The 24,385-nt window shown below is 64.3% G+C and carries 22 protein-coding genes, 1 tRNA gene and 1 riboswitch; of the genes, 9 read left to right on the forward strand and 14 right to left on the reverse strand.

Annotated features, from left to right (window positions below; genetic code table 11):
• Positions 1-11: 11 nt before the first annotated feature.
• Positions 12-3,815 (reverse strand): cobaltochelatase subunit CobN, encoded by a 3,804-nt coding sequence (gene cobN, locus PCA31118_RS20000; RefSeq protein ID WP_150626820.1) that lies wholly within the window; start codon positions 3,813-3,815, stop codon positions 12-14.
• Between the two features lie 31 nt (positions 3,816-3,846).
• On the reverse strand, positions 3,847-4,986 hold the full coding sequence (gene cobW / locus PCA31118_RS20005) for a cobalamin biosynthesis protein CobW (RefSeq protein ID WP_150626821.1): 1,140 nt from the start codon (positions 4,984-4,986) through the stop codon (positions 3,847-3,849).
• On the opposite strand from cobW, the gene PCA31118_RS27085 reads away from it, so the two are divergent.
• The 6 genes from PCA31118_RS27085 (at position 4,973) to PCA31118_RS20030 (ending at position 10,093) form a co-directional block, all read left to right on the forward strand.
• The gene (locus tag PCA31118_RS27085; RefSeq protein ID WP_174990541.1) at positions 4,973-5,122 is read left to right on the forward strand and encodes a hypothetical protein; all 150 of its coding nucleotides are present in this window, start codon (positions 4,973-4,975) and stop codon (positions 5,120-5,122) included. The two genes, cobW and PCA31118_RS27085, sit on opposite strands and share 14 nt — an antisense overlap.
• Before the next feature lie 29 nt (positions 5,123-5,151).
• Positions 5,152-5,455: riboswitch (cobalamin riboswitch) on the reverse strand.
• Positions 5,456-5,758: 303 nt separating this feature from the next.
• On the forward strand, positions 5,759-6,889 hold the full coding sequence (gene cobA, locus PCA31118_RS20010) for a uroporphyrinogen-III C-methyltransferase (RefSeq protein WP_150626822.1): 1,131 nt from the start codon (positions 5,759-5,761) through the stop codon (positions 6,887-6,889).
• A gap of 7 nt (positions 6,890-6,896) precedes the next feature.
• Positions 6,897-7,499, forward strand: coding sequence for a cob(I)yrinic acid a,c-diamide adenosyltransferase (gene cobO, locus PCA31118_RS20015; protein WP_150626823.1), 603 nt, complete (start codon positions 6,897-6,899; stop codon positions 7,497-7,499).
• On the forward strand, positions 7,499-8,797 hold the full coding sequence (locus PCA31118_RS20020) for a cobyrinic acid a,c-diamide synthase CobB (protein WP_174990549.1): 1,299 nt from the start codon (positions 7,499-7,501) through the stop codon (positions 8,795-8,797). Before cobO ends, PCA31118_RS20020 begins: the two co-directional genes overlap by 1 nt.
• A complete protein-coding gene (gene bluB / locus PCA31118_RS20025) occupies positions 8,781-9,425 on the forward strand; it encodes a 5,6-dimethylbenzimidazole synthase (RefSeq protein ID WP_150626825.1) in 645 nt (214 codons plus the stop codon). Before PCA31118_RS20020 ends, bluB begins: the two co-directional genes overlap by 17 nt.
• A gap of 188 nt (positions 9,426-9,613) precedes the next feature.
• Positions 9,614-10,093 (forward strand): carboxymuconolactone decarboxylase family protein, encoded by a 480-nt coding sequence (locus PCA31118_RS20030; protein WP_150626826.1) that lies wholly within the window; start codon positions 9,614-9,616, stop codon positions 10,091-10,093.
• On the opposite strand, the gene PCA31118_RS20035 is transcribed toward PCA31118_RS20030, so the two are convergent.
• From PCA31118_RS20035 to PCA31118_RS20070, 8 genes are all read right to left on the reverse strand, one after another.
• Entirely contained in the window at positions 10,086-11,147 is a 1,062-nt protein-coding gene (locus PCA31118_RS20035) for a LysR family transcriptional regulator (RefSeq protein ID WP_150626827.1), read from the reverse strand. The genes PCA31118_RS20030 and PCA31118_RS20035 overlap by 8 nt on opposite strands.
• 147 nt (positions 11,148-11,294) lie before the next feature.
• Positions 11,295-12,173, reverse strand: a complete 879-nt coding sequence (locus tag PCA31118_RS20040) for an RNA polymerase sigma-70 factor (RefSeq protein ID WP_150626828.1) — start codon at positions 12,171-12,173, stop codon at positions 11,295-11,297.
• Positions 12,174-12,236: 63 nt separating this feature from the next.
• Positions 12,237-13,148 carry an MBL fold metallo-hydrolase gene (locus PCA31118_RS20045; RefSeq protein WP_150626829.1) on the reverse strand — a complete coding sequence of 304 codons (912 nt, stop codon included), beginning with the start codon at positions 13,146-13,148 and terminating at the stop codon, positions 12,237-12,239.
• On the reverse strand, positions 13,145-14,449 hold the full coding sequence (locus tag PCA31118_RS20050; protein ID WP_150626830.1) for an MFS transporter: 1,305 nt from the start codon (positions 14,447-14,449) through the stop codon (positions 13,145-13,147). The genes PCA31118_RS20045 and PCA31118_RS20050 overlap by 4 nt, the downstream gene beginning before the upstream one ends.
• Positions 14,450-14,469: 20 nt before the next feature.
• The gene (locus PCA31118_RS20055) at positions 14,470-15,483 is read right to left on the reverse strand and encodes a succinylglutamate desuccinylase/aspartoacylase family protein (RefSeq protein ID WP_150626831.1); all 1,014 of its coding nucleotides are present in this window, start codon (positions 15,481-15,483) and stop codon (positions 14,470-14,472) included.
• 197 nt (positions 15,484-15,680) lie between these two features.
• Positions 15,681-16,607, reverse strand: a complete 927-nt coding sequence (locus PCA31118_RS20060; RefSeq protein ID WP_150626832.1) for a LysR family transcriptional regulator — start codon at positions 16,605-16,607, stop codon at positions 15,681-15,683.
• 49 nt (positions 16,608-16,656) lie between these two features.
• Entirely contained in the window at positions 16,657-16,983 is a 327-nt protein-coding gene (locus PCA31118_RS20065) for an EthD family reductase (RefSeq protein WP_150626833.1), read from the reverse strand.
• A 151-nt stretch (positions 16,984-17,134) separates the two neighbouring features.
• Positions 17,135-17,211: transfer RNA gene (locus PCA31118_RS20070), tRNA-Arg, on the reverse strand.
• Between the two features lie 223 nt (positions 17,212-17,434).
• On the opposite strand from PCA31118_RS20070, the gene rocD reads away from it, so the two are divergent.
• Together rocD and alaC are read left to right on the forward strand one after the other, a co-directional pair.
• Positions 17,435-18,658 (forward strand): ornithine--oxo-acid transaminase, encoded by a 1,224-nt coding sequence (gene rocD / locus PCA31118_RS20075; protein WP_150626834.1) that lies wholly within the window; start codon positions 17,435-17,437, stop codon positions 18,656-18,658.
• A gap of 113 nt (positions 18,659-18,771) precedes the next feature.
• Positions 18,772-19,989, forward strand: a complete 1,218-nt coding sequence (gene alaC / locus PCA31118_RS20080; protein WP_150626835.1) for an alanine transaminase — start codon at positions 18,772-18,774, stop codon at positions 19,987-19,989.
• Positions 19,990-20,125: 136 nt separating this feature from the next.
• On the opposite strand, the gene PCA31118_RS20085 is transcribed toward alaC, so the two are convergent.
• Positions 20,126-20,902 carry an AraC family transcriptional regulator gene (locus PCA31118_RS20085; protein WP_150626836.1) on the reverse strand — a complete coding sequence of 259 codons (777 nt, stop codon included), beginning with the start codon at positions 20,900-20,902 and terminating at the stop codon, positions 20,126-20,128.
• 94 nt (positions 20,903-20,996) lie between these two features.
• Between PCA31118_RS20085 and PCA31118_RS20090 the strand changes: the two genes are divergently transcribed.
• A complete protein-coding gene (locus PCA31118_RS20090; RefSeq protein WP_150626837.1) occupies positions 20,997-21,755 on the forward strand; it encodes an alpha/beta fold hydrolase in 759 nt (252 codons plus the stop codon).
• A gap of 109 nt (positions 21,756-21,864) precedes the next feature.
• Here the strand turns inward: PCA31118_RS20090 and PCA31118_RS20095 are convergent, their stop codons facing one another.
• Genes PCA31118_RS20095 through PCA31118_RS20105 form a run of 3 tightly spaced genes read right to left on the reverse strand, consistent with a single transcriptional unit; the run spans position 21,865 to position 24,385 of the window.
• Positions 21,865-22,278 (reverse strand): PPC domain-containing DNA-binding protein, encoded by a 414-nt coding sequence (locus tag PCA31118_RS20095; protein ID WP_150626838.1) that lies wholly within the window; start codon positions 22,276-22,278, stop codon positions 21,865-21,867.
• The gene (locus PCA31118_RS20100; RefSeq protein WP_246190336.1) at positions 22,275-22,811 is read right to left on the reverse strand and encodes a PPC domain-containing DNA-binding protein; all 537 of its coding nucleotides are present in this window, start codon (positions 22,809-22,811) and stop codon (positions 22,275-22,277) included. The genes PCA31118_RS20095 and PCA31118_RS20100 overlap by 4 nt, the downstream gene beginning before the upstream one ends.
• Positions 22,808-24,385: an acyl-CoA synthetase gene (locus PCA31118_RS20105; RefSeq protein ID WP_150626839.1), complete on the reverse strand. Its 1,578-nt coding sequence runs from the start codon at positions 24,383-24,385 to the stop codon at positions 22,808-22,810. The genes PCA31118_RS20100 and PCA31118_RS20105 overlap by 4 nt, the downstream gene beginning before the upstream one ends.

Raw genomic sequence — 24,385 nt, forward strand, 5'->3', positions numbered from 1 at the left:
GGTGGTCGAGCTCACGACGCTCTCCGTTCGATTTCCTGCCCGGCGGCCAGGAGATGGTTTTCGATCTGGTCGCGGTAAGCCCCGGGCGAGTGCCACAACCCGCGACCGATCGCTTCGAGCAGCCGCTCGCATACGCCGCGCAGCGCGTGCGGATTGTGGCGTTGCATGAATTCGCGCGTGTCGGTGTCGTTCAGACACGCGTCCGTCACCATGCCGTATTGATGGTCCGAGATCACGCGTGCGGTCGCGTCGTAGCCAAAGAGGTAATCGACGGTCGCCGCAATTTCCGCCGCCCCCTTGTAGCCGTGACGCTTCACGCCATCGAGCCACTTTGGATTGACGACGCGTGCGCGAATCACGCGCGCGATTTCCTCGGACAGCGCGCGCACCCGTGGGGCGTCCACATGGCTATGGTCGGCGTGATACACCGCGGGCTGCTGTCCCGAGAAGTGCCGCACGGCCGCTGTCATGCCGCCTTGAAACTGGTAGTAATCGTTCGAGTCGAGAATGTCGTGCTCGCGATTGTCCTGATTCTGCAAAACGACGTCGATGCTCGCCAGCCGCGTCGCAAACACGCCATGCGCCCGCTCGCCGGTCGCGGCCTGCGCGTAAGCATAGCCACCGGACTGCCGATACGCTTGCGCGAGATCTTCGTCGCTCTGCCACAGGCCGTTGTCGATCATCTCCTGCAAGCCTGCACCGTATGTGCCCGGCTGCGAGCTGAAAACACGCCAGCCGGCGCGCTTCCTGGCCTCGACGCTGTCAAGCCCGCGCGCGATCCATGCGTCGCGCTCGCGCATCACCCGCGCGCGAATCGGGTTGATGTCCTCGGGCTCGTCGAGTTCGGCCACGGCCTGCACGGCCGCGTCGAACAGATGCATGACATTGGGAAACGCATCGCGGAAAAAGCCGGACACACGCAGCGTGACGTCGATGCGCGGGCGCTCCATACCGCCTGGCGGCAGAATTTCGAAGTCCGTCACGCGATGACTGCCCGGCGCCCACTTCGGGCGCACGCCCAACAGGGCGAAGGCTTGCGCAATGTCGTCGCCGCCCGTGCGCATCGTGGCCGTACCCCATACCGACAGGCCGATGGCGCGCGGATAGTCGCCGTGATCCTGCATGTGGCGCTCGATCAACTGGCGCGCCGATTTCACGCCCAGCGCCCAGGCGGTCTGCGTGGGAATCGCGCGCGTGTCGACGGAGTAGAAATTTCGGCCGGTCGGCAACACGTCGGGGCGCCCGCGCGACGGCGAACCGCTGGGCCCCGGCGGCACGAACCGACCTTCGAGACCGCGCTTGAGATGACGCAGTTCCTCGCGGCCACAGGCGTCCAGCGCGGGCAGGACCTCGTCGCCGGCACGCGCCAGCACGTCTCGCGTGGCAGGAAGTTGCGCCGTCATGGCCGCGAGCGACGCTACATCTGCGCTTGTCAGCGCTTGCAGCAAATTCGCGCCCAGCAACTCCAGTCGTTCGCGCGTATCGCCCTGATGACGCCACGGGGCGTCGCTCACGCGCGCGAGCATCGGCGGACGCGGTCCGTCCCACGGTGCCGACCATTCGGCCCTGAGGGGATCGAAGTGCGTGTCGATCTGCAAATCTCTCGCCAGCGCGTCGATCAGGCTGGCGTCACGCCCCTGCCCCGCGCGCACCGGGAAACGCATCAGCGCGAGCAGCGTGTCGCGACGCTCGCGCCCTGCGGGCGAACGACCGAAGATGTGCAGGCCATCGCGAATCTGCGTCTCCTTCAGTTCGCACAGCCAGGTGTCGACACGCGTGAGCAATTCGTCCTCGGCGTCCTGACCGTCTGGCGCATCGAGGCTGAGTTCTTCATGCAGACGATGTCGAACGATGGTCTCGAGAATCGTGCTGCGCAGCCATTTCGCGCGGCGCATGTCGACCATGAGCGCTTCGTAGTATTCGTCGACCTGACGCTCCAGATCCTGCATGGGGCCATACGATTCCGCACGCGTGAGCGGTGGCATCAGGTGATCGATGATGACCGCCTGCGCCCGGCGCTTGGCCTGACTCCCCTCGCCGGGATCGTTGACGATGAACGGATAGAGATGCGGCAAGGGACCGAGCGTGAGATCGGGCCAGCAACTGTCGGACAGCGCCACGCTCTTGCCCGGCAGCCATTCGAGACTGCCGTGTTTGCCCACGTGCACGACGGCATCGACATCGAACGCATGACGCAGCCAGAAGTAGAACGCGAGATAGGCGTGCGGCGGGACCAGTTCGGCGTCGTGATAGCTGGCGTAGTCGCCGTCGACGCGCGAGCGGGACGGCTGAATGCCGACGAACACGTTGGCGCAGCGCCAGCCCGCGATCATGAAACGGCCGTGTCGTATCGTCGGATCCTGATCGGCCGGTCCCCACCGCTCGTTGAGCGCGTCGCGCACTTGCGCAGGCAACGTGGCGAACGCGGCCAGATAGTCCTCGAGCGCATAGCTCTGGAAGGCCGGTCGCAGCGCGCGCATCTCGGCGTCGTTGGTCACGCCGCTCGTCAGGCGCGCCATCAGGGCGTCGCCGTCAGGCGGCAGCTCGTCGACCCGGTAGCCCTCGTCGCGCAACATCGTCAGGATCTCGACGACCGACGCAGGCGTATCCAGCCCCACGCCGTTGCCGATACGGCCTTCGCTCGCCGGGTAATTGGCCAGCACCAGCGCGAGGCGTTTTTGCGCGTTGGGCTTTGTGCGCAACAGGCACCAGCGTCGGCTCAGTTCCGCAACGAACGCGACGCGCTCCGGGTCGGGCTGATAACGCACCACGTCCACTTCGGTGCGCGCACATCGGTAGTCCAGTCCCTTGAAACTGATCGCCCGGGTGACGATGCGGCCATCGACCTCGGGCAACGCGACATGCATGGCGATGTCGCGCGAATTCAGTCCCTGATTGTCCTTGACCCAATCGTCGCGGTTGCCGCCGCTCAGGATCACCTGCAGCACCGGTGCATCGCGGCCGAACACCTGCGACTGGCGCGGGTCCTCCGGCGTCGACGTCGAGAACGCCGTCGTGTTGAGCACGAGCGAGACGTCGTGCTCGTCGCAGAGCTGGCTTACAACGTCGCGGCTGAGCGCGTCCTTGAGCGATGTGACGGCAATCGGCAGCGGGTTCAGCCCGCGCGCCATGAGCGCGTCGATCAGGGCGTCGAACACTACCGTGTTAGCCGCTTGCAGGTGAGCACGATAAAAAAGTATCGCGACGACGGGCGCCCCCGCATGCCAGCTCGCCTGCCAGTCGGCAACCGTCGGTTGATGGCTGCGCGGATGGTAAAGCGCGGCATTGCGCACGGCCACGGGCAGCGGTGGATCGTCCCCCCAACCGAGCGCCTGCCACGCAATGGCCCGCAGGAACGCCTCGGCGTTGGCCGGGCCGCCCTGGCGCAGATAGCGCCACAGACGCGTGCAGAACTCGGGGCTGGCGGTGCTGAGCGCCGTGAGGTTCGGATCCTCCTGCAAGTCGCCCGAGAACATCACGAGCATCTGGGCGCGGCGCTGCGCCAGCGCCACGATCTGCTCGATCCCGTACGGCCAGTAAGCCTCCCCGCCCAAATGATCGACCACGACGACGCGCGCATGCTGCAAGACGTCCTCGATATAAAAGTCGACGGATGCCGGTTGCCGCAGATACGTGACATTGGCCAGCCGCAGACTCGGGAAGTCGTCACCGAGCCGCGCCACCACGCTCGCCAGCAACGACAGGGTCGTGTCGGCCGAGCTGAGCACGACGATGTCGGCAGGCTGCTGGTCGATGCGGATCACACCGGCCGCGTCGTCGACAAAGCCACCGGGGACCGTGCGGAGCAGATGCATGCGAAGCGTCTTCCTGTTTGGGCCGGGCGCTTCAGACCGCTGGGGCCGTTGGGACCGCTAAGGCGGCTGAGATCACTACGGCCGGCGACATGACGCCAAGCGCCACATCGAACTCGCGCTGGAGGGCGTCGGCATCGAGATCTTCACCGATCAGCACAAAGCGACTGCCACGTGCTTCGCCATCGCGCCAGTGACGATCGAAGTAGCTGTCGAAGCGCTTGCCCACCCCCTGCACGACCAGACGCATGGGCGCACCGGGCAAGGCCGCGAAGCCTTTGGCGCGATAAATCGTGTGATTTTCGACAAGCTGGCTCAATGCGGCGATGACCTTGTCGCGGGTCAACGGCGCGCCCGCTCCGGTCTGCGGCACCGACACCATGACCGAGTCGAACTCGTCGTGATGGTGGTCGGCGTCGTGCCCCGAGCCATGGTGGTCGTGGCGCTGATCGATGGTCGCTTCGGATGCCGATTCCAGCCCGAGCAACACGCTCAGGTCGAGATTGCCGTTGCTCGCGGGCACGATCTTCACGTGGGCGGGCAGTTCCTCGCGAATCAGCGCCGTCACACTGGCCTGCGCTGCCGCATCGAGCAGATCGGTCTTGTTGACGATGACCAGATCGGCTGCGCTCAACTGGTCTTCGAAGAGTTCGTGCAGCGGCGATTCGTGATCGAGATTCGGGTCGGCCTTGCGTTGCTCGTCGACGGCGTCCGGGTTTTCGGCAAATTGCCCGCTGGCGGTGGCGGGCCCGTCCACGACCGTGATAACCGCATCGACCGTGAAGCCATTGCGGATCGAGGGCCAGTTGAAGGCCTGCACCAGCGGCTTGGGCAACGCCAGCCCGGAGGTCTCGATGAGCACGTGATCGATCTGATCGCGTCGCTCGTTGAGCGCTTCCATCACGGGGAAGAACTCCTCCTGCACGGTGCAGCACAGGCAGCCGTTGGCCAGTTCGTACAACTGGCCTTCGGTTTCCTGGCCGTTCTCGTCGCAGCCGATGCCGCAACCCTTGAGGATCTCGCCGTCGATGCCCAGCTCGCCGAACTCGTTGACGATGACGGCAACGCGCAAGCCGATGTTGTTGGACAGGATGTGACGCAGCAGCGTGGTTTTACCGCTGCCGAGAAAGCCCGTGATCACGGTCACGGGGATCTTGCGCATGGAAGTCGACATGGAAATGCAAAGCGTAGTGGCACGCTTCGGCCGCTTCCCATGCCTGCTGGTATGGCGTGCTGCCCGCCCGGCAGGGCATGGCGGCGCCACCGGTGGCGGCTGCATCGGGAAAACGGAGGAAACGTGGCAAAGCTGAGGGTTTGACTGCACACCGCCTACCCGCAGTGCCAATCGTCTTCTCCGGCCGGTATCCGGGCTGACGAAATGGCCGCTTCACCTTCCCACGCCGCCATCGAAGGCTATCGCGCAGTGGTCTCGCCCCGTGAAACACATGCCACATGAAACATGTGCGGGGTTGAAGACGGCCTGGTGCCGCATGACTGCGACACCTTCGTTTTACCGTTGCGGGGGCAGCACAGGCTGGAGCGCCGCGTCGCACGACCGATGCGTGGTCGCGCCGCTCTCCTGTTTCCCGTTTAACTGCGCGCACAGGAACGTGCGCGCGAGCACCAGATTAGCCGCGAGTGTAGGTGGCGGACACCGCCCCGTCAAGGCAGCGAGCGGCCAAACGCCTGTGGTATGCTCGCCACCAAATTTTTTCATCCCCTATGAGACGTTGCCGTGCATCGCTCACGCAACCGCCCCGGCAATGGGCTGCCGTGACCCCGCATGCACTCCCCCCGTCGTCCCGCCTTATGAGTCATCGTCCTGGCCCGCTTACGGCGGCGCGTCCCCGTCACCTGCCAGATGTCGCGTCGACATTTCGGACATCGCCGACATCGCTGGCATGGCTGTCGTGCATGACGTCGCGTCAGTGCCTGCGAGGTCGGCAATGAGCCGTGCCTGGCTGATCGGGGCGGGACCGGGCGATGCCGAACTCATCACCGTCAAGGCGATGCGCGCGCTCGCCGTCGCAGACGTCGTGCTGGTCGACGACCTCGTCAATCCCGACGTCCTGCAAATGGCGGGCCCGCAAGCGAAGATCGTTCACGTCGGCAAGCGCGGCGGACATGCGTCGACCCCGCAACGGGAGATCATTGCGCTGATGCTCACCCATTTGCGCGCCGGTCGCAGCGTGGCTCGGCTCAAGGGCGGCGATCCCTTCGTTTTCGGACGCGGCGGCGAGGAGTTGCTGGCCCTGCAAGCGGCGAACATCCCCGTCGAGATCATCAACGGCATCACGGCGGGGATTGCGGCCCCCACGACGCTCGGCATTCCCGTCACGCACCGGGGACTGGCCCAGGGCGCGATCTTCGTGACCGGCCACGGCGCCGGTGACGACGAGCCGGACTGGAAGGCCCTCGCCGCCACACGTCTGACCCTCGTCGTCTACATGGGCATTCGCCGTCTCGAAGACATTGCCCGCCAGTTGCTGCAAGCCGGCATGCCGCCGCACACGCCCTGCGCCGCTATCGAGTCGGCAACGCTGCCCGCGCAGCGTCAGGTGATCGCTACGCTGAGCACCCTGCATGCGGCGGTGCGCGCGGCCGGAATCGGTTCGCCCTCGATCATCGTGATCGGGGAGGTTGTCTCGCTGGCACGGCCCGACGATGCAGCGGCCGTGCACGCCGCCGAGCGCCCGCTGAGTCTCGGCATCGGCTTTCGTCAGGGCGTGAGCACCGAGCGGATCGACGCCGCCGTGCGTGCGGCATTGGGGCCGCGCTCGCTCGACGAAGTCGTCGTCGTCGGCACGCTCGACCGGAAAGCCGACGACACGTCGCTCACCGCGTTCTGCGAGCGCCACGGCATTGCGCTGCTAGGATTCACCCCGGCACAGATCGAAGCCTGCCTGGACGAGCACCCTCTGCTGCCACGCTCGGACACCGTTCACGAACACACCGGCGTGCATGCCGTATGCGAGCCGTGCGCGCTGTTGGCCGCGCCCGGCAGCACGCTGCTCGCAGGCAAATATGCCAGCGACGGCATCACCGTCGCCATCGCCACCAAGGCGCCCACGGAGTAACGACACGATGAAGACCGATACCGAATCCCATCTGCGCATGACCCAGCGACGCCGCGAAGGGCATGAAAAGAAGCAGGCCGCCGCCACGACGGAAAAGGGCCTGCTGATCGTGCACACCGGTAACGGCAAGGGCAAGAGCACGGCCGCGTTCGGCATGGCGGTGCGCATGCTGGGGCACGACCAGCGCCTCGGCGTGGTGCAGTTCATCAAGGGCGCACTGCACACATCCGAGCGCGACTTTCTCGGCAGCCATCCGCAATGCGACTTCGTCACCATGGGCGACGGCTACACCTGGAATACGCAGAACCGCGACGCCGACATTGCCACGGCGCGCAAAGGCTGGCAGACGGCCGTCGACATGATCGAGAGCGGCAACTACCGCATGGTGATCCTCGACGAGCTCAACACCGTGCTGAAGTACGAGTACTTGCCGCTCGACGAAGTGCTGGGCGTTCTGCGCGCGCGAGGCGAAATGCAACACGTGGTGGTCACAGGCCGTCATGCCCCGGACGAACTGATCGAAGCCGCCGACCTCGTCACCGAGATGCGTCTGGTGAAGCACCCGTATCGCGAACAGGGCGTGAAGGCCCAGCAGGGCGTCGAGTTCTGATCATGGCGTGCCCCGCGCTCTTCATCAGCGGCCCGGCGTCGGGTCAGGGCAAGACCACGGTCACCGCTGGTCTGGCGCGGCTGCACCGCGAGCGGGGGCGCACGGTCCGCGTGTTCAAGACCGGCCCCGATTTTCTCGATCCGCAAATTCTCGAACGGGCGAGCGGTGCGCCGGTGCAAACGCTCGACCTGTGGATGGTCGGCGAGGCGCAGTGCCGACGTCTGCTGGCGCAAGCCGCCCGGAGCGCCGATCTGATCCTCATCGAAGGCGTGATGGGATTGTTCGACGGCACGCCGAGCAGTGCGGACCTCGCGATGACGTTCGGCGTGCCTGTCGTCACCGTCATTTCGGCGAAGTCGATGGCGCAAACGTTCGGCGCAATCGCGTCGGGTCTCGCCCACTATCGCGCGGGGCTCCCCATGTACGGCGTGCTCGCCAATCACGTTGGCTCGTCGCGCCATGCGCAATTGTTGCGAGACGGAATGCCGTCGGATCTCCGGTGGCTGGGGCATCTGGGAACGTCCGAGGACATGGCGCTCCCGGCCCGACACCTCGGCTTGCATCAGGCAGATGAAATCGACCGGCTCGACGAGCGCATCGCCGCCACGGCCCAGGCGCTCGCAGGCACCGCACTGGCCGACTTGCCGCCGGCGCTCACGTTCGATGCCCCGCCGTCAGTCGAATATCCGAGATGGCTCGAAGGCAACCGGATTGCGGTGGCGCGCGATGCGGCCTTCTCGTTCCTTTACCCCGAGAACATCCGTCTGCTGACGTCGCTCGGCGCGCATGTGACCTTTTTTTCGCCTTTGGCCAACGATGCGTTGCCGCCGGCATGCGACGCCGTGTTTCTACCGGGCGGATATCCCGAACTGCACGCCGCAACGCTGGCGGCGAACACGGTCAGCGCAAACAGCCTTCGTGCACACGCGTCCTCAGGCAAGCCCATCGTCGCCGAATGTGGCGGCATGCTGTATCTGCTGGAGAGACTCACGGATGCTTCGGGCGTCTCGACGCCCATGCTGGGCGTTCTGCCCGGACACGCCACACTGCAAAAACGTCTGGCAGGTCTTGGCATGCAGGCGGTCGAAACCCCGCACGGCCCGCTGCGCGGCCATACGTTCCACTACACGACCATGACGAGCCCGATGACGCCCGTCTGTCACGCGGTGCGCCCGGGCAGCGACACGCCGGGCGAGCCGGTGTTTCGCGAAGGGGCGATCGTTGCGTCCTATCTGCATGGCTACTGGCCGTCGAACCCGGCGCTCACGGCCGCACTCTTTCATGGCACAGCCTTTTAGCGAATCCGAGCGCGCCGCCGTGTACCGCGCGATCCATGAGCGGCGCGACATGCGTCATTTCGTGCCGACACCGGTCGATCCCGACATTCTGGCGCGACTGCTCGACGCGGCCCATCACGCCCCGAGCGTGGGCTTCATGCAACCGTGGCGCATCGTTCGCATCACCTCGCCTGCGCTTCGCGAGCGCTTGCACGACGCGGTGGAACGCGAGCGTCTGAAAACGGCTGACGCACTGGGTGCGCGCCGCGACGCGTTCATGAAGCTCAAGGTCGAGGGCATGCAGCAATGCGCCGAAATCCTGGTCATGGCGCTGATGGACGGCCGCGAGCGTCACATCTTCGGACGCAGGACGATGCCGGAGATGGATCTGGCCTCGGTGTCGTGCGCCATCCAGAACCTGTGGCTCGCCGCCCGCGCCGAAGGCCTCGGCATGGGCTGGGTTTCGCTTTTCGATCCGGACGACGTCGCCCGCCTGCTGCAAATGCCCGACGGCGCCCGGCCGGTGGCCATTCTCTGTCTCGGACACGTCGCCGAATTCTATGACGCGCCCATGCTGGCGCTGGAAGGCTGGGCCGAGCGCGCCGCTGTCGAGGATTACGTGTTCGAGAACGGTTGGCCGAAGGCGTGAGGCATTAGCGGGCACGAGCGGGCATCATCGATGCGGACGTCATCGAGCTGGTGACATTGTTGCCCTCCCGGCAACATGGTGTGCCCGCCGAAATGCCTTCTGCGCGCGCGGCTTCGCGACTACGATTGGGACATCGTTCCATTGCGTCGCTCCGACGGATCGGGGCGCCCATCATCGAGGAAGGCACCATGAGTCAACGTCTGAACCCGTTCGCGCAGTCGCCCGAACTTTTCAAGAAGTTCGTCGAAATCGGCATGTTGCTGAAGTCCGGCACCATCGAATCGTCCATTCTCCACCTGATCGAGATTCGCGCCTCGCAAATCAACGGCTGCGGCTTCTGCCTGGATATGCACGTGAAGCAGGCAAAGATTGGCGGCGAGCGCGAACTGCGCTTGCATCACGTAGCGATCTGGCGGGAATCGCCGCTCTTCTCGCCACGTGAGCGCGCCTGCCTCGCGTGGACCGAAGCGCTGACCACCCTGCCCCCGCACGGCGTGCCGGACGACATTTACGCGTCCGTTCGCGCCGAACTGTCGGAAAAGGAAATCACGGATCTGAGCTTCGCGATCATGACGATCAACGGGTGGAATCGCCTGAACGTCGGGTTCCGTACCGAGCCCGGCTCGGCGGACAAGGCATACGGTCTGGACAAGGCCAATCTCAACTGATTGCACCAGGCAGGTCCAACGCGCGGATGTGCGCGGTCATGTAGTCGATGAAAGCGCGCATCCGGGCGGGCAAATGCCGACGGCTCTGGAAACACAGGTAGTGGCCGTAATCGTCGGGAGCTACCTGCGGCAGGCAGGCGACCAGCGCACCGGCGCGCAGATGCCGGACCACCTGATAATCGGCCAGTTGTGCAATGCCATGGCCGTCGAGCACCGATTGCAGCACCAGATCGGCGTCGTTGAAGGTCAGCATGGCGTTGGGCACGACCTTGCGCCATTCCCCCTCCGACCGGAATACCCATTCGTGCAGTCGCCCCGATGCGAGCCGCAGATTCACACAGCGGTGCTCGGCAAGCGCATCGATGCTTTGCGGCAACCCATATCTCGCGACATAGGCAGGCGACGCACACAACACTCGCTGCATCGGAATCAGTTTGCGCGCGATCACCTGGCTGTCCTCCATGCGACCATTGCGAAACGCGATGTCCACGCGCTCGTTGACAAGGTCGACGGGGCTGTCGTCAAGCCGCAGTTCTATCGAGATGTGCGGATGGGATTCGCGAAATCCGGCCAGCAGGGGCGCGACGACCTGCCGTCCAAAGCTGACCATCGAGCTCACGCGCAACGGCCCCGAGGGCGGACCCTCGCGCAATTCACGCATGTCGTCCAGCGCACGCACGATGCGCTCGACGCCCGGATGGCACTGGTCGTAAAAGCGCTGCCCCTCGACCGTGAGCGCCGTGCTGCGCGTTGTGCGCACGAACAGACGCACACCCAACTGCGCTTCGAGCTTTTGTACGCTGCGGCTGATCGCCGAACGCCCGATGCCCAACCGGTCGCCGGCCTTGGCAAAGTTGCCTTCGGCGGCCACGGCCAGAAAGGCGACGACGCCCGCGTAGCTTGTTGCAAAGCTGTCGGCAAGCGAATCGGGACAACGCGTCGCCGATGCGGGCGCCTCAGAGGACGCGCACGACGTGACGGACGCGCTGCGCAATGCCGGCGCGAGCGCCGAAAGCTGTGGAAGCGGTGAAAGCTCTGGAAGGGAAATCGACATGATGGCAAAGCCCCCGGTTGGTTGACCTTACCCGTAAGACGGCCCGCGAGTGCGTTCTGTGACATCGAACGCAAAAAAAAGCGAGCGTCTCATCAGTGAAACGCCCGCTGTGGGCGAAATACGTTGTCGCCCCCCGAAGGATGGCCGTCAGCGTTGCGCCATGGCGGCAGCGATTCGCGCGAGCTTGTCCGGATTGCGTTGCACGAGAACCCGCGTCAGGCGTTCGCCGTCCGTCTCGTAGGACTGAACGGATTCCAGCCGACCGTCGATGTAGCGCACCAGCGCCCATTGCCCGTTGACCTGCACCACCTCGATGCGCATCGCGTCGCCATACCGTCGTTTCCCGGCGAAGAACAGTTGCGCAAGGCGCCTGCCGCCCACGAGACTGCGGAAGCTCGGGATCTTGCCGCCACCATCGCCGATGAGTTCGGCCTGATCGCTCAGCAAGGCATGCAGTCCATGGAAATCGCTGCGCTGCATTGCGTCGGCGAAGGTCGTCACCAGGCGATGCAGCGTGGCGCGCGGCACGGTATGGCGCGGCGTGCCTTCGCGCAACTGCTGCCTGGCGCGCGTCACCAGTTGGCGCACGGCCGCCGGGGTCTTCTCCAGCGTCTGCGCAATGTCGTCGTAGTCGGCATCGAAGACATCGCGCATCAGGAACGCCGCGCGGGCATCCGGCGAGAGTCGCTCCAGCGTGTAGAGGAACGCCACGGAGACGTCGTCGGCAAGCTCGTGGAGTTGCTCCGGGCTCGCCGGTTCAGCGCTGAGCATCGGCTCGGGCAGCCACACACCGGTATAGGCTTCGCGCTCCGTTTTTGCCGCGCGCAGACGATCGATGGACAAGCGAGTGGTCGCCGTGACCAGCCACGCTTCGGGATTTTCCACCGCGCGCTGATCGGTGCCGTGCCAGCGCAGCCATGCGTCTTGCACCACGTCTTCGGCTTCGGCGACAGCGCCCAGCATGCGATACGCGATCGCATACAGGCGGGCGCGGTGACGTTCGAAGAGCTGTGCGGAATCGGTCATGGGGCGACAAAGCCGGAGAAGAGCGTCCGAAGGAATCCGCATTTTGCCGCAGCGAGGCAGGTGCTACAAGGACGCGCGCTCACCCTCGACGTATTGCCACGCCAACCCATTCGCCGTGCGTCGCACTTTGCCTGCCGAGGTCTGCGGGAAATGCGCCGGAAAGACGGTCGCGCCGGTCGTCACCGCGTAATCGAGCAGCCATTGTCGCGACGCCCGTGCCTGATGCGGGTCGAGACAAAACGTCGAACTCCACTCGGGGCGATATACCTGCACCGGACTGTGCATGACGTCGCCCGAAAACAGCGCCGTCTGTCCTTGGGAAGTGATCTCAATGGCCGCGTGCCCTGCGCTGTGCCCCGGCGTCGGCAAGAATCGAATTCCGTCGACCAACGGCCAGCCTGTGTCGATGGCATCGGCGTCGGACAGCATTTTCGCGCGCTGCGCTTCGACGAGCGGGGCAACGCTGTCGTCGAACACCATGCGACGCGCCTCGCCCGCCGGCGTGGCGAAAAAGTCGTGCTCACGCTGCGTGAACACATAGGTCGCGTTGGGAAAAAACGGCATCCAGCGCCCCTCGTGCCAGTAGGTGTTCCACCCGACGTGATCGACGTGCAGATGCGTGAGCAGTACGTAATCGACCTGCTCGCGCCGAAACCCCGCCGCTTCGAATCGTTGCGCAACGGGATTGTCCAGCCGGTCGAAAAGTTGGCTGAACGGCCTGACTTTTCCGTTGCCGATGGCCGTGTCGACGACAATCGTCAGGCCGCTCACTTCGACGACCCACAGGTGCGTGCGCAGTGCCACGCGCGCGTTATCGAGGTCCAGACTCGCCGACGACAGAGCGGCCTGCAAGGCATGCCCGGCCGACGCGTTCCACTCGGGAAACAGCACGTCGGGTGCGAGCGCGAACGCCGTCTCGTCAACACGAGTCACGGTGGCATCGCCAACGCGAAAGGTCAGGCTGACGTTCTTCATGTTCTGAGTCTCCTGGGAAGCTTGGGAAAGCGATTGAGCAACATCACACACGCACCGAGCACCATCAGGCCGACCATCGGCAACAGTCCCGATTCGAGCCGCCCGGTCGTCGAGGTGATCCATCCGATCAACACCGGACTGAGGAACCCGCCCAGCACGCCCAGCACATTCACCAACGCAATGCCGCCGGGCGCCACGTCCGCAGCCATGTACTCTCCGGGGATGGCCCAAAGCACGGTGTAGGCGGCCCACATCGATGCCGTGGCCACCGTGATGGCGGGCAACGCCATCGCGAACCACGAAGCGTAGCGGTTCGCTGCCAGCAGCGCGATCGCGCCGACCAGGCTGGTGAGCGCAAAGTGGCGTCGGCGCTCGCCGCGCAGGTCCGAACTCAGCGACAACGCATACATCGCCACGAGCGCCGCAATGTAGGGCAACGACGACCACCAGCCGATGGCGCGCGTGTCGCTCAGCCCTGCGGCCTTGAGGATCGACGGCAACCAGAAGCTGACGGCGTAAATACCGCAAATCACGCAGAAATTGCTCACGGCCAATCCCAACACACGCGGGTCGGCGATAGCGCGAAGCAGACCGCGAAACGTCTTGCCATGACCGGCCACGCCCGGTGTCGTCGAGGGAAGGATGGCCTTTTCCTCGGCGCTCAGCCAGTTCGCATCCTCCGGCTTGTCGGTGAGCCAGAACCACGCGACGACACCGAGCAACACGCACGGCAACCCTTCCACGACGAACATCCATTGCCACCCGGCAAGGCCGTGGACGCCCTCGAACATCGTCATGGCAATCGTGGATACCGGACCGCCGATCAGTCCCCCGATCGGTCCGGCCGCCATCACGATCGCCATCGTCTTTCCCATGCGCTCACCGGGATACCAGTACGTGAGGTAAAGAATCATGCCGGGCGCGAAACCCGCTTCGAACATGCCTAGCAGAAATCGCAGGACATAGAAGCTGATGGGGTCGCGAACGAACATCATGGCCGCCGACGTCAGGCCCCACAACACCATGATGCGCGCCATGGTGCGGCGCGCGCCGATCCTGGGCAGCAGCAGATTGCTCGGAATTTCAAACAGCACATAGCCGATGAAGAAGATGCCTGCGCCGAAACCGTAGGCTGCATCGGACAGGCCCAGGCTGGACTGCATCTGCAATTTCGCGAATCCGACATTGATACGGTCGAGAAAGGCGAACATGTAGCACAGGGTGAGAAATGGCAACAGGCGCAGCGATATCTTGCGATACAGGCCGTCCTGATTCGAATCGTCGATCAACGACGTGGTCATGGACACGGTTCGCTCCTGTCTCAGCGCACGTCCGCAGATGCTGCCAGCACCGCGATACAGTCGCCCGGTTCGACACCGGCGAAGGAGCGCAGACACACGACGCGCCCGCTGCCTGCGAAGCGCAGTTCGTGCGGAGCGGCCCACGGTGCATGCGGATTGAAGACACGTGCGGCGACATCGCCCTGACGGACCTCGGCGCCCAGCGACACGGCCGGTTCGAAGACACCGCCGACCGACGTGAACACGTAATGTTGTTCTCCGTTCACCTGCAAGTAGCGGGTGGTCGCGCCCGGCAAGTCGAGCGACGTCGCCGACGTGATGCCCAACGCCTGAAGCAACCGGTCCAGACCGCCTTCGACGATGGGCAGGTTCTTCGGATTGCACGTGCCGAAGCCGCCGAATTCGCCACACAGGAACAGCTTGCCGCGCCGCTCCACGGCGGCGGCATACGTTCTGTCCTCGCCGAGCAGATCCATGATCATGGCGTTCGGCGCGGCAAACGCCTCGACGAGTTCGAGGTAACGACGACGGGTGCCCGGGTCCTGTGGCGGATAGACGAGCAGCGTCGGCAAGTGATCGAACGACTGGCCGCCCGAGTGAATGTCGAAGATGAAGTCCGCGCGTGGAAACAGCTCGGTGTCGACGTAATGCGCAATCATTTCGGTGATCGTGCCGTCGCGCTTGCCGGGAAACACCCGGTTCATGTTCGCCCCATCGATGGGACTGGTGCGCTTGCCGGCGAGATACGCCGGGAAATTCAGGCCCGGCACAACGATGATGCGTCCGTTGATCTGCATGTCGGGAAGTCGTCCAAGCAGTTTCATCAAGGCCACCGGCCCTTCGTATTCGTCGCCGTGGTTGCCGCCGGTGAGCAGGAGGGTCGGTCCGTTGCCCTGCTTGAGCACGGCCACCGGAATGGGGATGTGACCGTACCCCGAGCGATCGACCGAGTGCGGCACTCTGAGCGTGCCGGTCTGAAAACCGTCGCGGTCGAAGTCGATGCTTGTGGTAATGCGCGATTGCTGCGAGCTCATGTTCGTCTCCATCGTCGAGTTCGTTTTACTGAACTCCATGATGGACACGCGCAAAGAAACGCGCCAATGCCGATTTTTTTACCGGCGATGCCTGTCAGGCATCGCGGGATGGCCGCATGAGCGGCTTGCCTGCTTCATGCTTCATGCCTCATGCCTCATGCGTCATGCGTCATGCGTCATGCGTCATGCGTCATGCGTCAGCGTTTCGGTTTTTCGACATTTCGGTTCTTCGGCGTTTCGTCACTAAGTGCTTCAAGTAACTGAAGAAAGCGCAGGAGTGCCGGGTTGCGATTTCCCGGGGCGTAGGCAAACCCTAACGGAATCTCGATCTTCAGGTCTGCGAATTCGAGGAAGGTCACTCTGTCCGGCGGACGACTCCGGTTGCTGGCATTGACGATGGCCGCGCCAATGCCGGCGGACACGAGCGAGAGGATCGCCGCTTCCGTGGTGACTTCCTGGACGATGTCGAGCGTGAGTCCCGCGCGATGGCAACTGCGAATGAGGTAGTCGTAGTAAGCGGGATAAGTGTGACGAGGAAAGGCAACGAAGCGCTTGTCGCGCAGCGACTTCGCGGCCACGCGTTGATGCTCGTGCCAACCCCACTGCTTCGGCACCGCCAGTACGGCATGCCGTTGTTGCAGCGGCAGCAGACGAAGTCCGGCGGGCAAGGCGTCGAACGCATAGACGAAGCCGCCGTCGAGCGTATCGGCTTCGATCCGTTGAAATTGTTCGGGCGAATTCGCGGGCACCAGTTGCAGTTGCAGATCGGGGGCCTGCGCCTGAAAGCGCGCGAACGCCGTGGGAACGACACCGTCCCAACTGACGTTCTCGACAAAGCCGATCCGGAGACTGCCCGCAAGCCCCGCCCCGATGTGGCGCGCCGTGCGTATCGAGTCTTCGAGCTTGCCGAGCATGGCCCGGGCGTCCTTGAGCATATGCTCGCCGGCCGGTGTCAGGGCCACGCCCGTCGAACTGCGTTCGAAGAGTGCAACGCCCACTTCGGTTTCGAGGTCGTGAATCTGTCGGGTGATCGCGGGCTGCGTGATGTGGATGCGCTCGGCCGCAACCCGGAAACTCCCGGCCTCGGCGACGGCAACGAAGTACCTGAGGTGGCGCAGTTCCATGGGGGATATTCGGGGGAATGGATCCTGAGATGAACGCGAACCGATACGTTCAACGATCCGAGCGTTCGACGACGACCTCGCTGACCTGGCGCACGGGCGTGATGTCGGTGTACCGGGCAATGTCGGCCAGAATCTCTGCGCGGTGTTCGCGTATGGCGGCCTCGTAGGCTTCGAATGACTCGCAGAAGAATGCGCACATCGCCACGAAGGCGGGCGACGTGCCGGGCGCACCGCCCGTCAGGCCTTTTTCCACGGTGTAGTAAGCACAGGCGTCGCCCAGTCTGGCCTTCACCAGTGGCATATGCTGGTCGCGATAGTAGGCGTGGTCGAAGCGCGCGCCTTCCTTGTACGGGTACATCACGTTGACCTTGATCATTGCTTGGGCTCCCGAAGATTGCAGGTCGGCGACCGGAACGTTGCCGTGAACCGATGATATCCGTTTTGCCTGCGGGGCGACGGTCGTCGAGGCACGCGCATGATGGTCGTGATAACCGTGATGGTACTGATGGGTGCGCGCGCGATGTGGGTGGCCTGCCCAGAGGGATTCGAACCCCCGACCGTCGGCTTAGAAGGCCGATGCTCTATCCAACTGAGCTATGGGCAGTGCGTGATGCGGTGATGCGGTGATGCAGTCATGCAGAGCTGGCGGCGATCGGATATCGCTGCCGGACAGTCCCCGGCACCGTGAGGCACGCTCACGTCGCATTCGAGGAATCGGCGATTATAGCGCACGCGCATGCCATTTTCATCGGCCCGGCTTCGGGAGTTGTCCCCCTTTGCGTGACATCGCGTTCGCATCTAGACTCCAAACGTGGAGGAACGCGCTCATGAACGAGATCGAACGCGAACAACGCTTTGGTGCGCACAACTACTCACCCCTGCCCGTTGTGCTCTCGCATGCCAAGGGCGTCTGGGTCTGGGACGTCGAGGGCAACCGTTATCTCGACATGATGAGCGCTTATTCCGCCGTCAGCCACGGCCATGCGCATCCGCGTCTGGTGGCCGCGCTCACCGCTCAGGCCCAGCGACTCGCCGTCGTCTCGCGGGCTTTCCATACCGACAGGCTCGGCGCTTTTCTCGAACGCCTTTGCGACCTCACCACCCTCGGTGGCGCCCTTCCCATGAACACCGGCGCCGAAGCCGTCGAGACCGCCATCAAGGCCGCACGACGCTGGGGTTACAGCGTCAAGCGCATTCCGGCGGAAAAGGCGGAAATCATCGTCGCCGACGGCAATTTCCACGGACGCACCACCACCATCGTCGGCTTCTCTTCCGAGCCGGCGTATCGCGCCGACTTCGGCCCGTTCGCCCCCGGTTTCGTGCGTGTGCCCTTCGGCGACATCGAGGCTGTGCGCGCCGCCATCACGCCCAACACCTGCGCCGTGCTCTTCGAGACGATTCAGGGCGAAGGCGGCATCGTCGTGCCACCCGACGGCTTTCTCAAGGCGCTGCGACAACTCTGCACGGCGCAAAACGTCCTCATGCTGCTCGACGAAATTCAGTCCGGGCTGGGGCGCACCGGCCGATGGTTCGCCTACCAGCACGAAGGCATCGTGCCCGACGGCATCATGCTCGGCAAAGCCCTCGGCGGCGGCCTTTTGCCCGTGTCGGCGTTCGTGGCGAGACGCGACATCATCGATCTGTTCGAGCCCGGCAGCCATGGCTCAACCTTCGGCGGCAATGCGCTCGCTGCGGCCGTCGCGCTCGAAGCCCTCGACGTCATGGCTGACGAAGATCTGCCGGGCCGAAGCGCGGAAATGGGCGAATATCTGCTCTCGCGCCTGCACGCGATACATTCGCCACTCATTCGGGAAGTGCGCGGACGCGGGCTATGGGCCGGCATCGAGATCGATCCGGCCGGTGCGGATGCCCACGACCTGTCGATGCGAATGCTGCGCCGTCGCGTGCTGGCCAAGGAAACGCGCTCGACGGTGCTGCGCCTCGCGCCGCCGCTCGTCATCGAACGCACCGAGATCGACCTGTGTATCTCGGCACTCAAGGCCGTCCTTGCCGAAGCGGAGTCGGAGGCGACGTCGTCGCGTCGCACGTGACGCAAAAATCGCTTGCGCAAGCGAGCGACGTCGCGCTACAGTCGCCGTCACGGTGTGGCCAGCACACCGGCGTCGCTCGGACGGTTCCGGGCGCTTACGTTCCAGGGTTCATCATGTCCAGCTCTCAGGGCTCGCGCAGCTTTGCGCGCATCAATCGTCTTCCCCCGTACGTTTTCAACATCACCGCCGAACTGAAGATGGCCGCACGCCGTCGCGGCGAGGACATCATCGACCTGTCGATGGGCAATCCCGACGGGGCCACGCCGCCGCATATCGTCAGCAAGCTCGTTGAAGTCGCACAACGCCCCGACACGCATGGTTATTCGACCTCGCGCGGCATTCCGCGTCTGCGTCGCGCCATCACCCGCTGGTACAAGGACCGTTACGACGTCGAACTCGATCCCGAACGTGAAGCCATCGTCACCATCGGCTCGAAGGAAGGTCTCGCTCACCTGATGCTCGCCACGCTGGATCAGGGCGACACGGTGCTCGTGCCGAATCCTTCCTATCCGATTCACATCTACGGCGCGGTCATCGCGGGCGCAAACATCCGCTCCGTGCCGATGACGCCCGGCATCGACTTCTTCACCGAACTCGAACGCGGCATCCGCGAGAGCCATCCGAAGCCGAAGATGATCATTCTCGGCTTTCCGTCGAACCCCACGGCGCAGTGCGTCGAACTCGAATTCTTCGAGCGCGTCGTCGATCTCGCGCGCAAGCACGACATTCTCGTGGTGCACGACCTGGCCTACGCCGACATCGTGTATGACGGCTACCAGGCGCCGTCGATCATGCAGGTGCCCGGCGCGCAGGACGTATGCGTTGAGTTTTTCACGTTGTCGAAGAGCTACAACATGGCCGGCTGGCGCATCGGCTTCATGGTCGGCAATCCGGAACTGGTCGCCGCGCTCGCGCGCATCAAGAGCTATCACGACTACGGCACGTTCACGCCGGTTCAGGTCGCCGCCATCGCCGCACTGGAAGGCGATCAGACATGCGCCGAGGAAATTCGCGCGCAATACCAGCGCCGCCGCGACGTACTCTACAAGGGATTGACGGAAGCGGGCTGGGCAGTCGATCTGCCGAAGGCGTCGATGTACATCTGGGCACGCATTCCGGAACCCTATCGCGCGCTCGGCTCGCTCGAATTCGCCAAGAAGCTGCTCGCGCAGGCCAAGGTGTCGGTCTCGCCCGGCATCGGTTTCGGCGAGTACGGCGACGAGTACGTGCGTTTCGCGCTGATCGAAAACGAGTCGCGCATCCGACAAGCCGTGCGCGGTATCAAGCACATGTTCCGTGAAGATGGGCTGGTGCAGCCGAGCGTTGCATAACCGGCCAGCCGCTCACGGCGAACGTTGAACGCTGAACGTTGAACGTTGAACGGCAGACGTTGAGGGGGGCGCATCGCTTGCGCCCCCTCTTTCGTTGCCATCGACGTCTCGACGGCCCACACGCCAACCGTACGCGTTACGCTTGCCGGAGGTATCGACTCGGCACCTCTCCCAACACGCGACGAAACGCCGCCGTAAACGCACTGGGGCTGCCGTAGCCGAGATCGAGTGCAACGCGCGTCACGGCCTGTCCATCGCTCAACCGTTCGAGCGCCGCGAGCAAACACACCTGCTGACGCCACTGCGCAAAGCTCACACCCGTCGCCTCGCGAAAGCGCCGCGTAAAAGTCCTTCGGCTCATCGATGCCAGTGCCGCCACCGCGTCGAGATCCATCGTCATCGACGGCGACGAAAACACCTCGCGACACACCCGCGCAAGCACGCCGTCGTCCGGTAGCGGCGCATGCAGCGACAACGTCGGCATCGACGCAATTTCTGCCAGCAACAGCGCCATCAGCTTGCCTTCACGCGCGTGCTCGTCGTACATCGCGGGAAGATCGACGGCGTCGTTGAGCAACTGCACGAGCAACGCCGACACCCCGAACACGCAACACCGATCCGGCAACCCGACCGCCTCCGCGGCCTCGGGCGCGACGAAGGTATTGAGCATCGTCACCTGTCCGCTCATCGTCATTTCGTGCGACATGCCAGCGGGCACCCAACACGCCCGCTGCGGCGGCACGAACCAACGACCCTGCGGCGTCGACACGGTGATCATGCCGCGCGAAGCGAACGCAAACTGTCCGCGCGCGTGCGTGTGCCCGGGAAAGGTCAGCCCCGCCGGGTAATCGTTCGACGTGATGACGACGCTGCGGGGTAAGTGTTCGTAGGGATCGATCAACGTATTTCGCATGGCCCGAATTCTACAGTTATTGACCCAATATCGGCGGTGGACAAACGTGAGGGCTTCTAAGATAGGCATCCCTCTCGCCCTTCCCGACATCCCCATGCCCAACACTTTCCATCGGGTCGGCCACGGCCCCCATGCCGTCATCGTGCTTCATGGCTGGTTCGGCGACGCGCATTCGTTCCATGCGTGCGAACCCTGGCTGTCGCAGGACGCCTTCAGCTATGTCTTCATGGACTATCGCGGCTATGGCGGCATGCGCGACGCGACCGGCGACTTCACCATCGACGAAATCGCCAAAGACACCATCGCACTGGCCGACGCCCTCGACCTCGCCACCTTCTCGCTCGTCGGACATTCGATGGGCGCGATGGCGATCGAGAAGGTCGCCGCGCTGGCGCCTCAGCGCGTGCGCAAACTGATTCCGGTAGCGCCCGTACCGTGCGGCGGCATTCGGTTCGACCCCATGCGTCGCGCCCTTTTCGAGGATGCTGCGAGATCGCACTCGGACCGCATGGCGATCATCGACCGCAGCACAGGCACCCGGCTGCCACCGGCATGGATCGACTGGAAGGCGGATTACTCGATGACGCATTCGTCACAGCGAGCTTTCGCGGCGTACTTCCGCGCGTGGGCGGATACGGATTTCAGCGACGCGCTCAATGCGTCGGTGCCCGTCAACGTGCTCATCGGCGAACATGACCCCGTGTTCGATATCGGGCTGATGCAGCAAACCTATCTGAAGCGTTACTCGCGCGCGCGCGTCGAGACGATCCGCAACGCCGGCCACTACCCGATGAACGAAACGCCGCTCGCCCTGGTAAGCGCCATCGAGTCGAGCCTGCGCGACGAAGGCTGACAGACGTCGAAAAAGCAATGGGGAGTCCGCAGACTCCCCATTGCCGTCAGCCTGCGCGAGTGGCCGAACTCAGCAGTGTTCGCAACATTCGGCAACACCCGGCAACCCCTCAGGCCGGCAACCACTCCTGCAACGTCACCTCGATGGTGATGAACGACAGGTTGCCGCCGCGCACGAAGCGTCCGGCGAACATGCGGCCCTCGGTGTCCGCCACCATGCCATGGAGCATCGGCACCCCATTGGCGGCGTCGGGCCTCGCGTCGACCTCACCGAACACATTGAGGATTTCGACACCGGGGCCGCTCACCAGCTGCTCGCGCCAGCCGTCGCCCGAGCGGAACGCCAGCCGTGCATCGATCAGACTGCCGACCGCCCCGCGCACGATAGCCCGCGCAATCGCATGTTCGGCGCACAGCGCCTCGATGCTCTCCGTCAGATCCTGATTCGGCTTCAGACGCGCGACCACCAACCTGCCCAACGTGCCATTCTCGATGGCTACGGGAACCTCCAGCGCTACGCTCATGAGAAATCTCCCGCCACCGGACGCAGCAGATGAAACCGCGTTTCCTCATCGTCGCCGGTCACATAGCCACCATGCTCGAACAGACACAGACGAATCACCACGGGCTCGTCGCCGGCCCAGGTGTGATCGAGAATCAGGTGCCCGCCATGCAGCTCGCCGCCCGGGTCGGAAAACCCCGCATGGCAGTGCAGCAGCGTCGCGCCATCGGAGGTTCGGCCCACGGTGAGCGAGCCGCCGATCAGATCGACCTCGCGCAGTTCGTCGACAGGCGCGCCATACCCGAAGGGGCGCTGCGCATCCGTCGTATTCTCGATCATGTGATACCGCAGACCACGCGCGGTACCCGCACAGAAACGCCCGACGCCGCCACCATACGCATAGCGGGATAACGCCGCGCGTATGGACTCGCCGAGATTCGCACCAGACCGGATCGTCACGCGCAGTTCGTGCTGCCCGCTCAGCACGCAGTCTTCCACACGGGGTAACGTGGGGACGCCTGCATGTTGATAGACCCGTGAAAGCGCAGGTTTCATAGTCGATAGTCTCCTTGCTCTTCGAGCATCGTCTTGATTTGCTTTTTCACGATCTTGCCGTAGCCCGATTTGGGCATGGCACTCCAGAACACGAAGCGACGCGGCCACTTGTAACGGGCAATGCGCGCTTCGAGATGTCCGAGCAGTTCATCGGCCTGTGCGGCCATGCCTTCCCGGGCGACCACCACTGCGAGCCCGCTCTCGCCCCATTTGGGGTCGGGCACGCCGAGCACGGCACACTCCGACACGCACGGGTGAGTGAGCAGCGCTTCCTCGATCTCGCGCGGATACACGTTCGAGCCGCCCGAGATGTACATGTCCGACGCGCGGCCCGTGATGTACAGGAACCCCTGCGCATCCACATGCCCGAGGTCGCCGGTGTGAAACCAGTCGTCCTTGAACGCCTTGGCATTGGCGTCCGGATTGTTGTGATACCCCATGAAGACGGCGGGCCCGCGCACGCAGATTTCGCCCGACGCGAAGGGAGGCTGACGCTGCCCCTGCTCGTCCAGAATCGCCACCTCCATGCCCGTGCGCGGTAATCCGCACGTGCCCACGCGGGCATCGGGCGCGTCGTCGTCATCGGTATGCAACCACGGCGGCAGCACAGTGATGTTGCCGGTGACTTCCCCAAGGCCGTAGTACTGCACCAGCACGCGTCCGAGCTTTTGCAACGCGTATTTCTGATCGGCGCGATACATCGGCGCACCCGCATAGATCACAAAGCGCAGCGAACTATGGTCGTATTGGTCGACGGCGGGGTCCTCTACGAGCATCTTGACGATGGTCGGCACCGTGAACATGTTGTCCACGCGATGCCGCTCGATCGCCTGCCACACCTGCGCGGCGTCCATCTTCTCGCCGGGCAGCAGCACGCTGGCCGCCCCGCGTGCGGTGTTGACGATGGCGTGAATGCCTGCGCCGTGCGAGAGCGGCGCCACGACCATCGAACGACTGCGGTACGTGATGCCCGGCATGAGATCGGCCAGGTGATTGGTGACGACGAAGGCCATCTGACCGTGCGAGAGCACACCGGCCTTCGGATGGCCGGTCGTGCCCGACGTGTAGAAGAACCAGAGCGGATCTTCGTACTCGACCTCGGCTTCATAGCCCGGTGCGCCGAGATGTTCGGTCACCAGCGTCTCGTAATGCAGTTCGCCGTCGCGCGGCGCGCCCAGCGCAATCACGTGCCGCAACGCCGGCGACGCGGCACGCACCGCGTCCACATGGCCCTCGAATCCGGTGTCGTAAATCATCACGCAGGCGCCGCTCGACTGGCCCAGATAGGCGGCTTCCGGGGCAGTGATACGAAAGTTCGTCGGCACCCACACTGCGCCCAGGCGAAAGGCAATCCAGGCGCTCTCGAAAATCGGCAGGTTATTGCGCGAATGCACCAGCAACTTGTCGCCCTTGCCGACGCCGAGCTTGCGCAGCGCGTCGACGACGGCGTTGACGCGGGCGTCGATCTCGCCCCACGTCGTGACCTTGTCACCGACGATCAGGCCGGGTTCGTCCGGATGACGGCGAGCGACGTCGGCCAGCAAACGACCGAGGTTCATGACCTTCTTGAGCAT

This window comes from Pandoraea captiosa, assembly GCF_902459775.1.
In the GTDB taxonomy this organism is placed as follows: Bacteria; Pseudomonadota; Gammaproteobacteria; order Burkholderiales; family Burkholderiaceae; genus Pandoraea; species Pandoraea captiosa.

Coding starts and splice junctions, on each gene's coding strand:
- cobN (WP_150626820.1), bottom strand. CDS start 3,815: ATGCATCTGCTCCGCACGGTCCCCGGTGGCTTTGTCGACGACGCGGCC.
- PCA31118_RS27085 (WP_174990541.1), top strand. CDS start 4,973: ATGGAAGTCGACATGGAAATGCAAAGCGTAGTGGCACGCTTCGGCCGC.
- cobW (WP_150626821.1), bottom strand. CDS start 4,986: ATGTCGACTTCCATGCGCAAGATCCCCGTGACCGTGATCACGGGCTTT.
- cobA (WP_150626822.1), top strand. CDS start 5,759: ATGAGCCGTGCCTGGCTGATCGGGGCGGGACCGGGCGATGCCGAACTC.
- cobO (WP_150626823.1), top strand. CDS start 6,897: ATGAAGACCGATACCGAATCCCATCTGCGCATGACCCAGCGACGCCGC.
- bluB (WP_150626825.1), top strand. CDS start 8,781: ATGGCACAGCCTTTTAGCGAATCCGAGCGCGCCGCCGTGTACCGCGCG.
- PCA31118_RS20030 (WP_150626826.1), top strand. CDS start 9,614: ATGAGTCAACGTCTGAACCCGTTCGCGCAGTCGCCCGAACTTTTCAAG.
- PCA31118_RS20035 (WP_150626827.1), bottom strand. CDS start 11,147: ATGTCGATTTCCCTTCCAGAGCTTTCACCGCTTCCACAGCTTTCGGCG.
- PCA31118_RS20040 (WP_150626828.1), bottom strand. CDS start 12,173: ATGACCGATTCCGCACAGCTCTTCGAACGTCACCGCGCCCGCCTGTAT.
- PCA31118_RS20045 (WP_150626829.1), bottom strand. CDS start 13,148: ATGAAGAACGTCAGCCTGACCTTTCGCGTTGGCGATGCCACCGTGACT.
- PCA31118_RS20050 (WP_150626830.1), bottom strand. CDS start 14,449: ATGACCACGTCGTTGATCGACGATTCGAATCAGGACGGCCTGTATCGC.
- PCA31118_RS20055 (WP_150626831.1), bottom strand. CDS start 15,483: ATGAGCTCGCAGCAATCGCGCATTACCACAAGCATCGACTTCGACCGC.
- PCA31118_RS20060 (WP_150626832.1), bottom strand. CDS start 16,607: ATGGAACTGCGCCACCTCAGGTACTTCGTTGCCGTCGCCGAGGCCGGG.
- PCA31118_RS20065 (WP_150626833.1), bottom strand. CDS start 16,983: ATGATCAAGGTCAACGTGATGTACCCGTACAAGGAAGGCGCGCGCTTC.
- rocD (WP_150626834.1), top strand. CDS start 17,435: ATGAACGAGATCGAACGCGAACAACGCTTTGGTGCGCACAACTACTCA.
- alaC (WP_150626835.1), top strand. CDS start 18,772: ATGTCCAGCTCTCAGGGCTCGCGCAGCTTTGCGCGCATCAATCGTCTT.
- PCA31118_RS20085 (WP_150626836.1), bottom strand. CDS start 20,902: ATGCGAAATACGTTGATCGATCCCTACGAACACTTACCCCGCAGCGTC.
- PCA31118_RS20090 (WP_150626837.1), top strand. CDS start 20,997: ATGCCCAACACTTTCCATCGGGTCGGCCACGGCCCCCATGCCGTCATC.
- PCA31118_RS20095 (WP_150626838.1), bottom strand. CDS start 22,278: ATGAGCGTAGCGCTGGAGGTTCCCGTAGCCATCGAGAATGGCACGTTG.
- PCA31118_RS20100 (WP_246190336.1), bottom strand. CDS start 22,811: ATGAAACCTGCGCTTTCACGGGTCTATCAACATGCAGGCGTCCCCACG.
- PCA31118_RS20105 (WP_150626839.1), bottom strand. CDS start 24,385: ATGCTCAAGAAGGTCATGAACCTCGGTCGTTTGCTGGCCGACGTCGCT.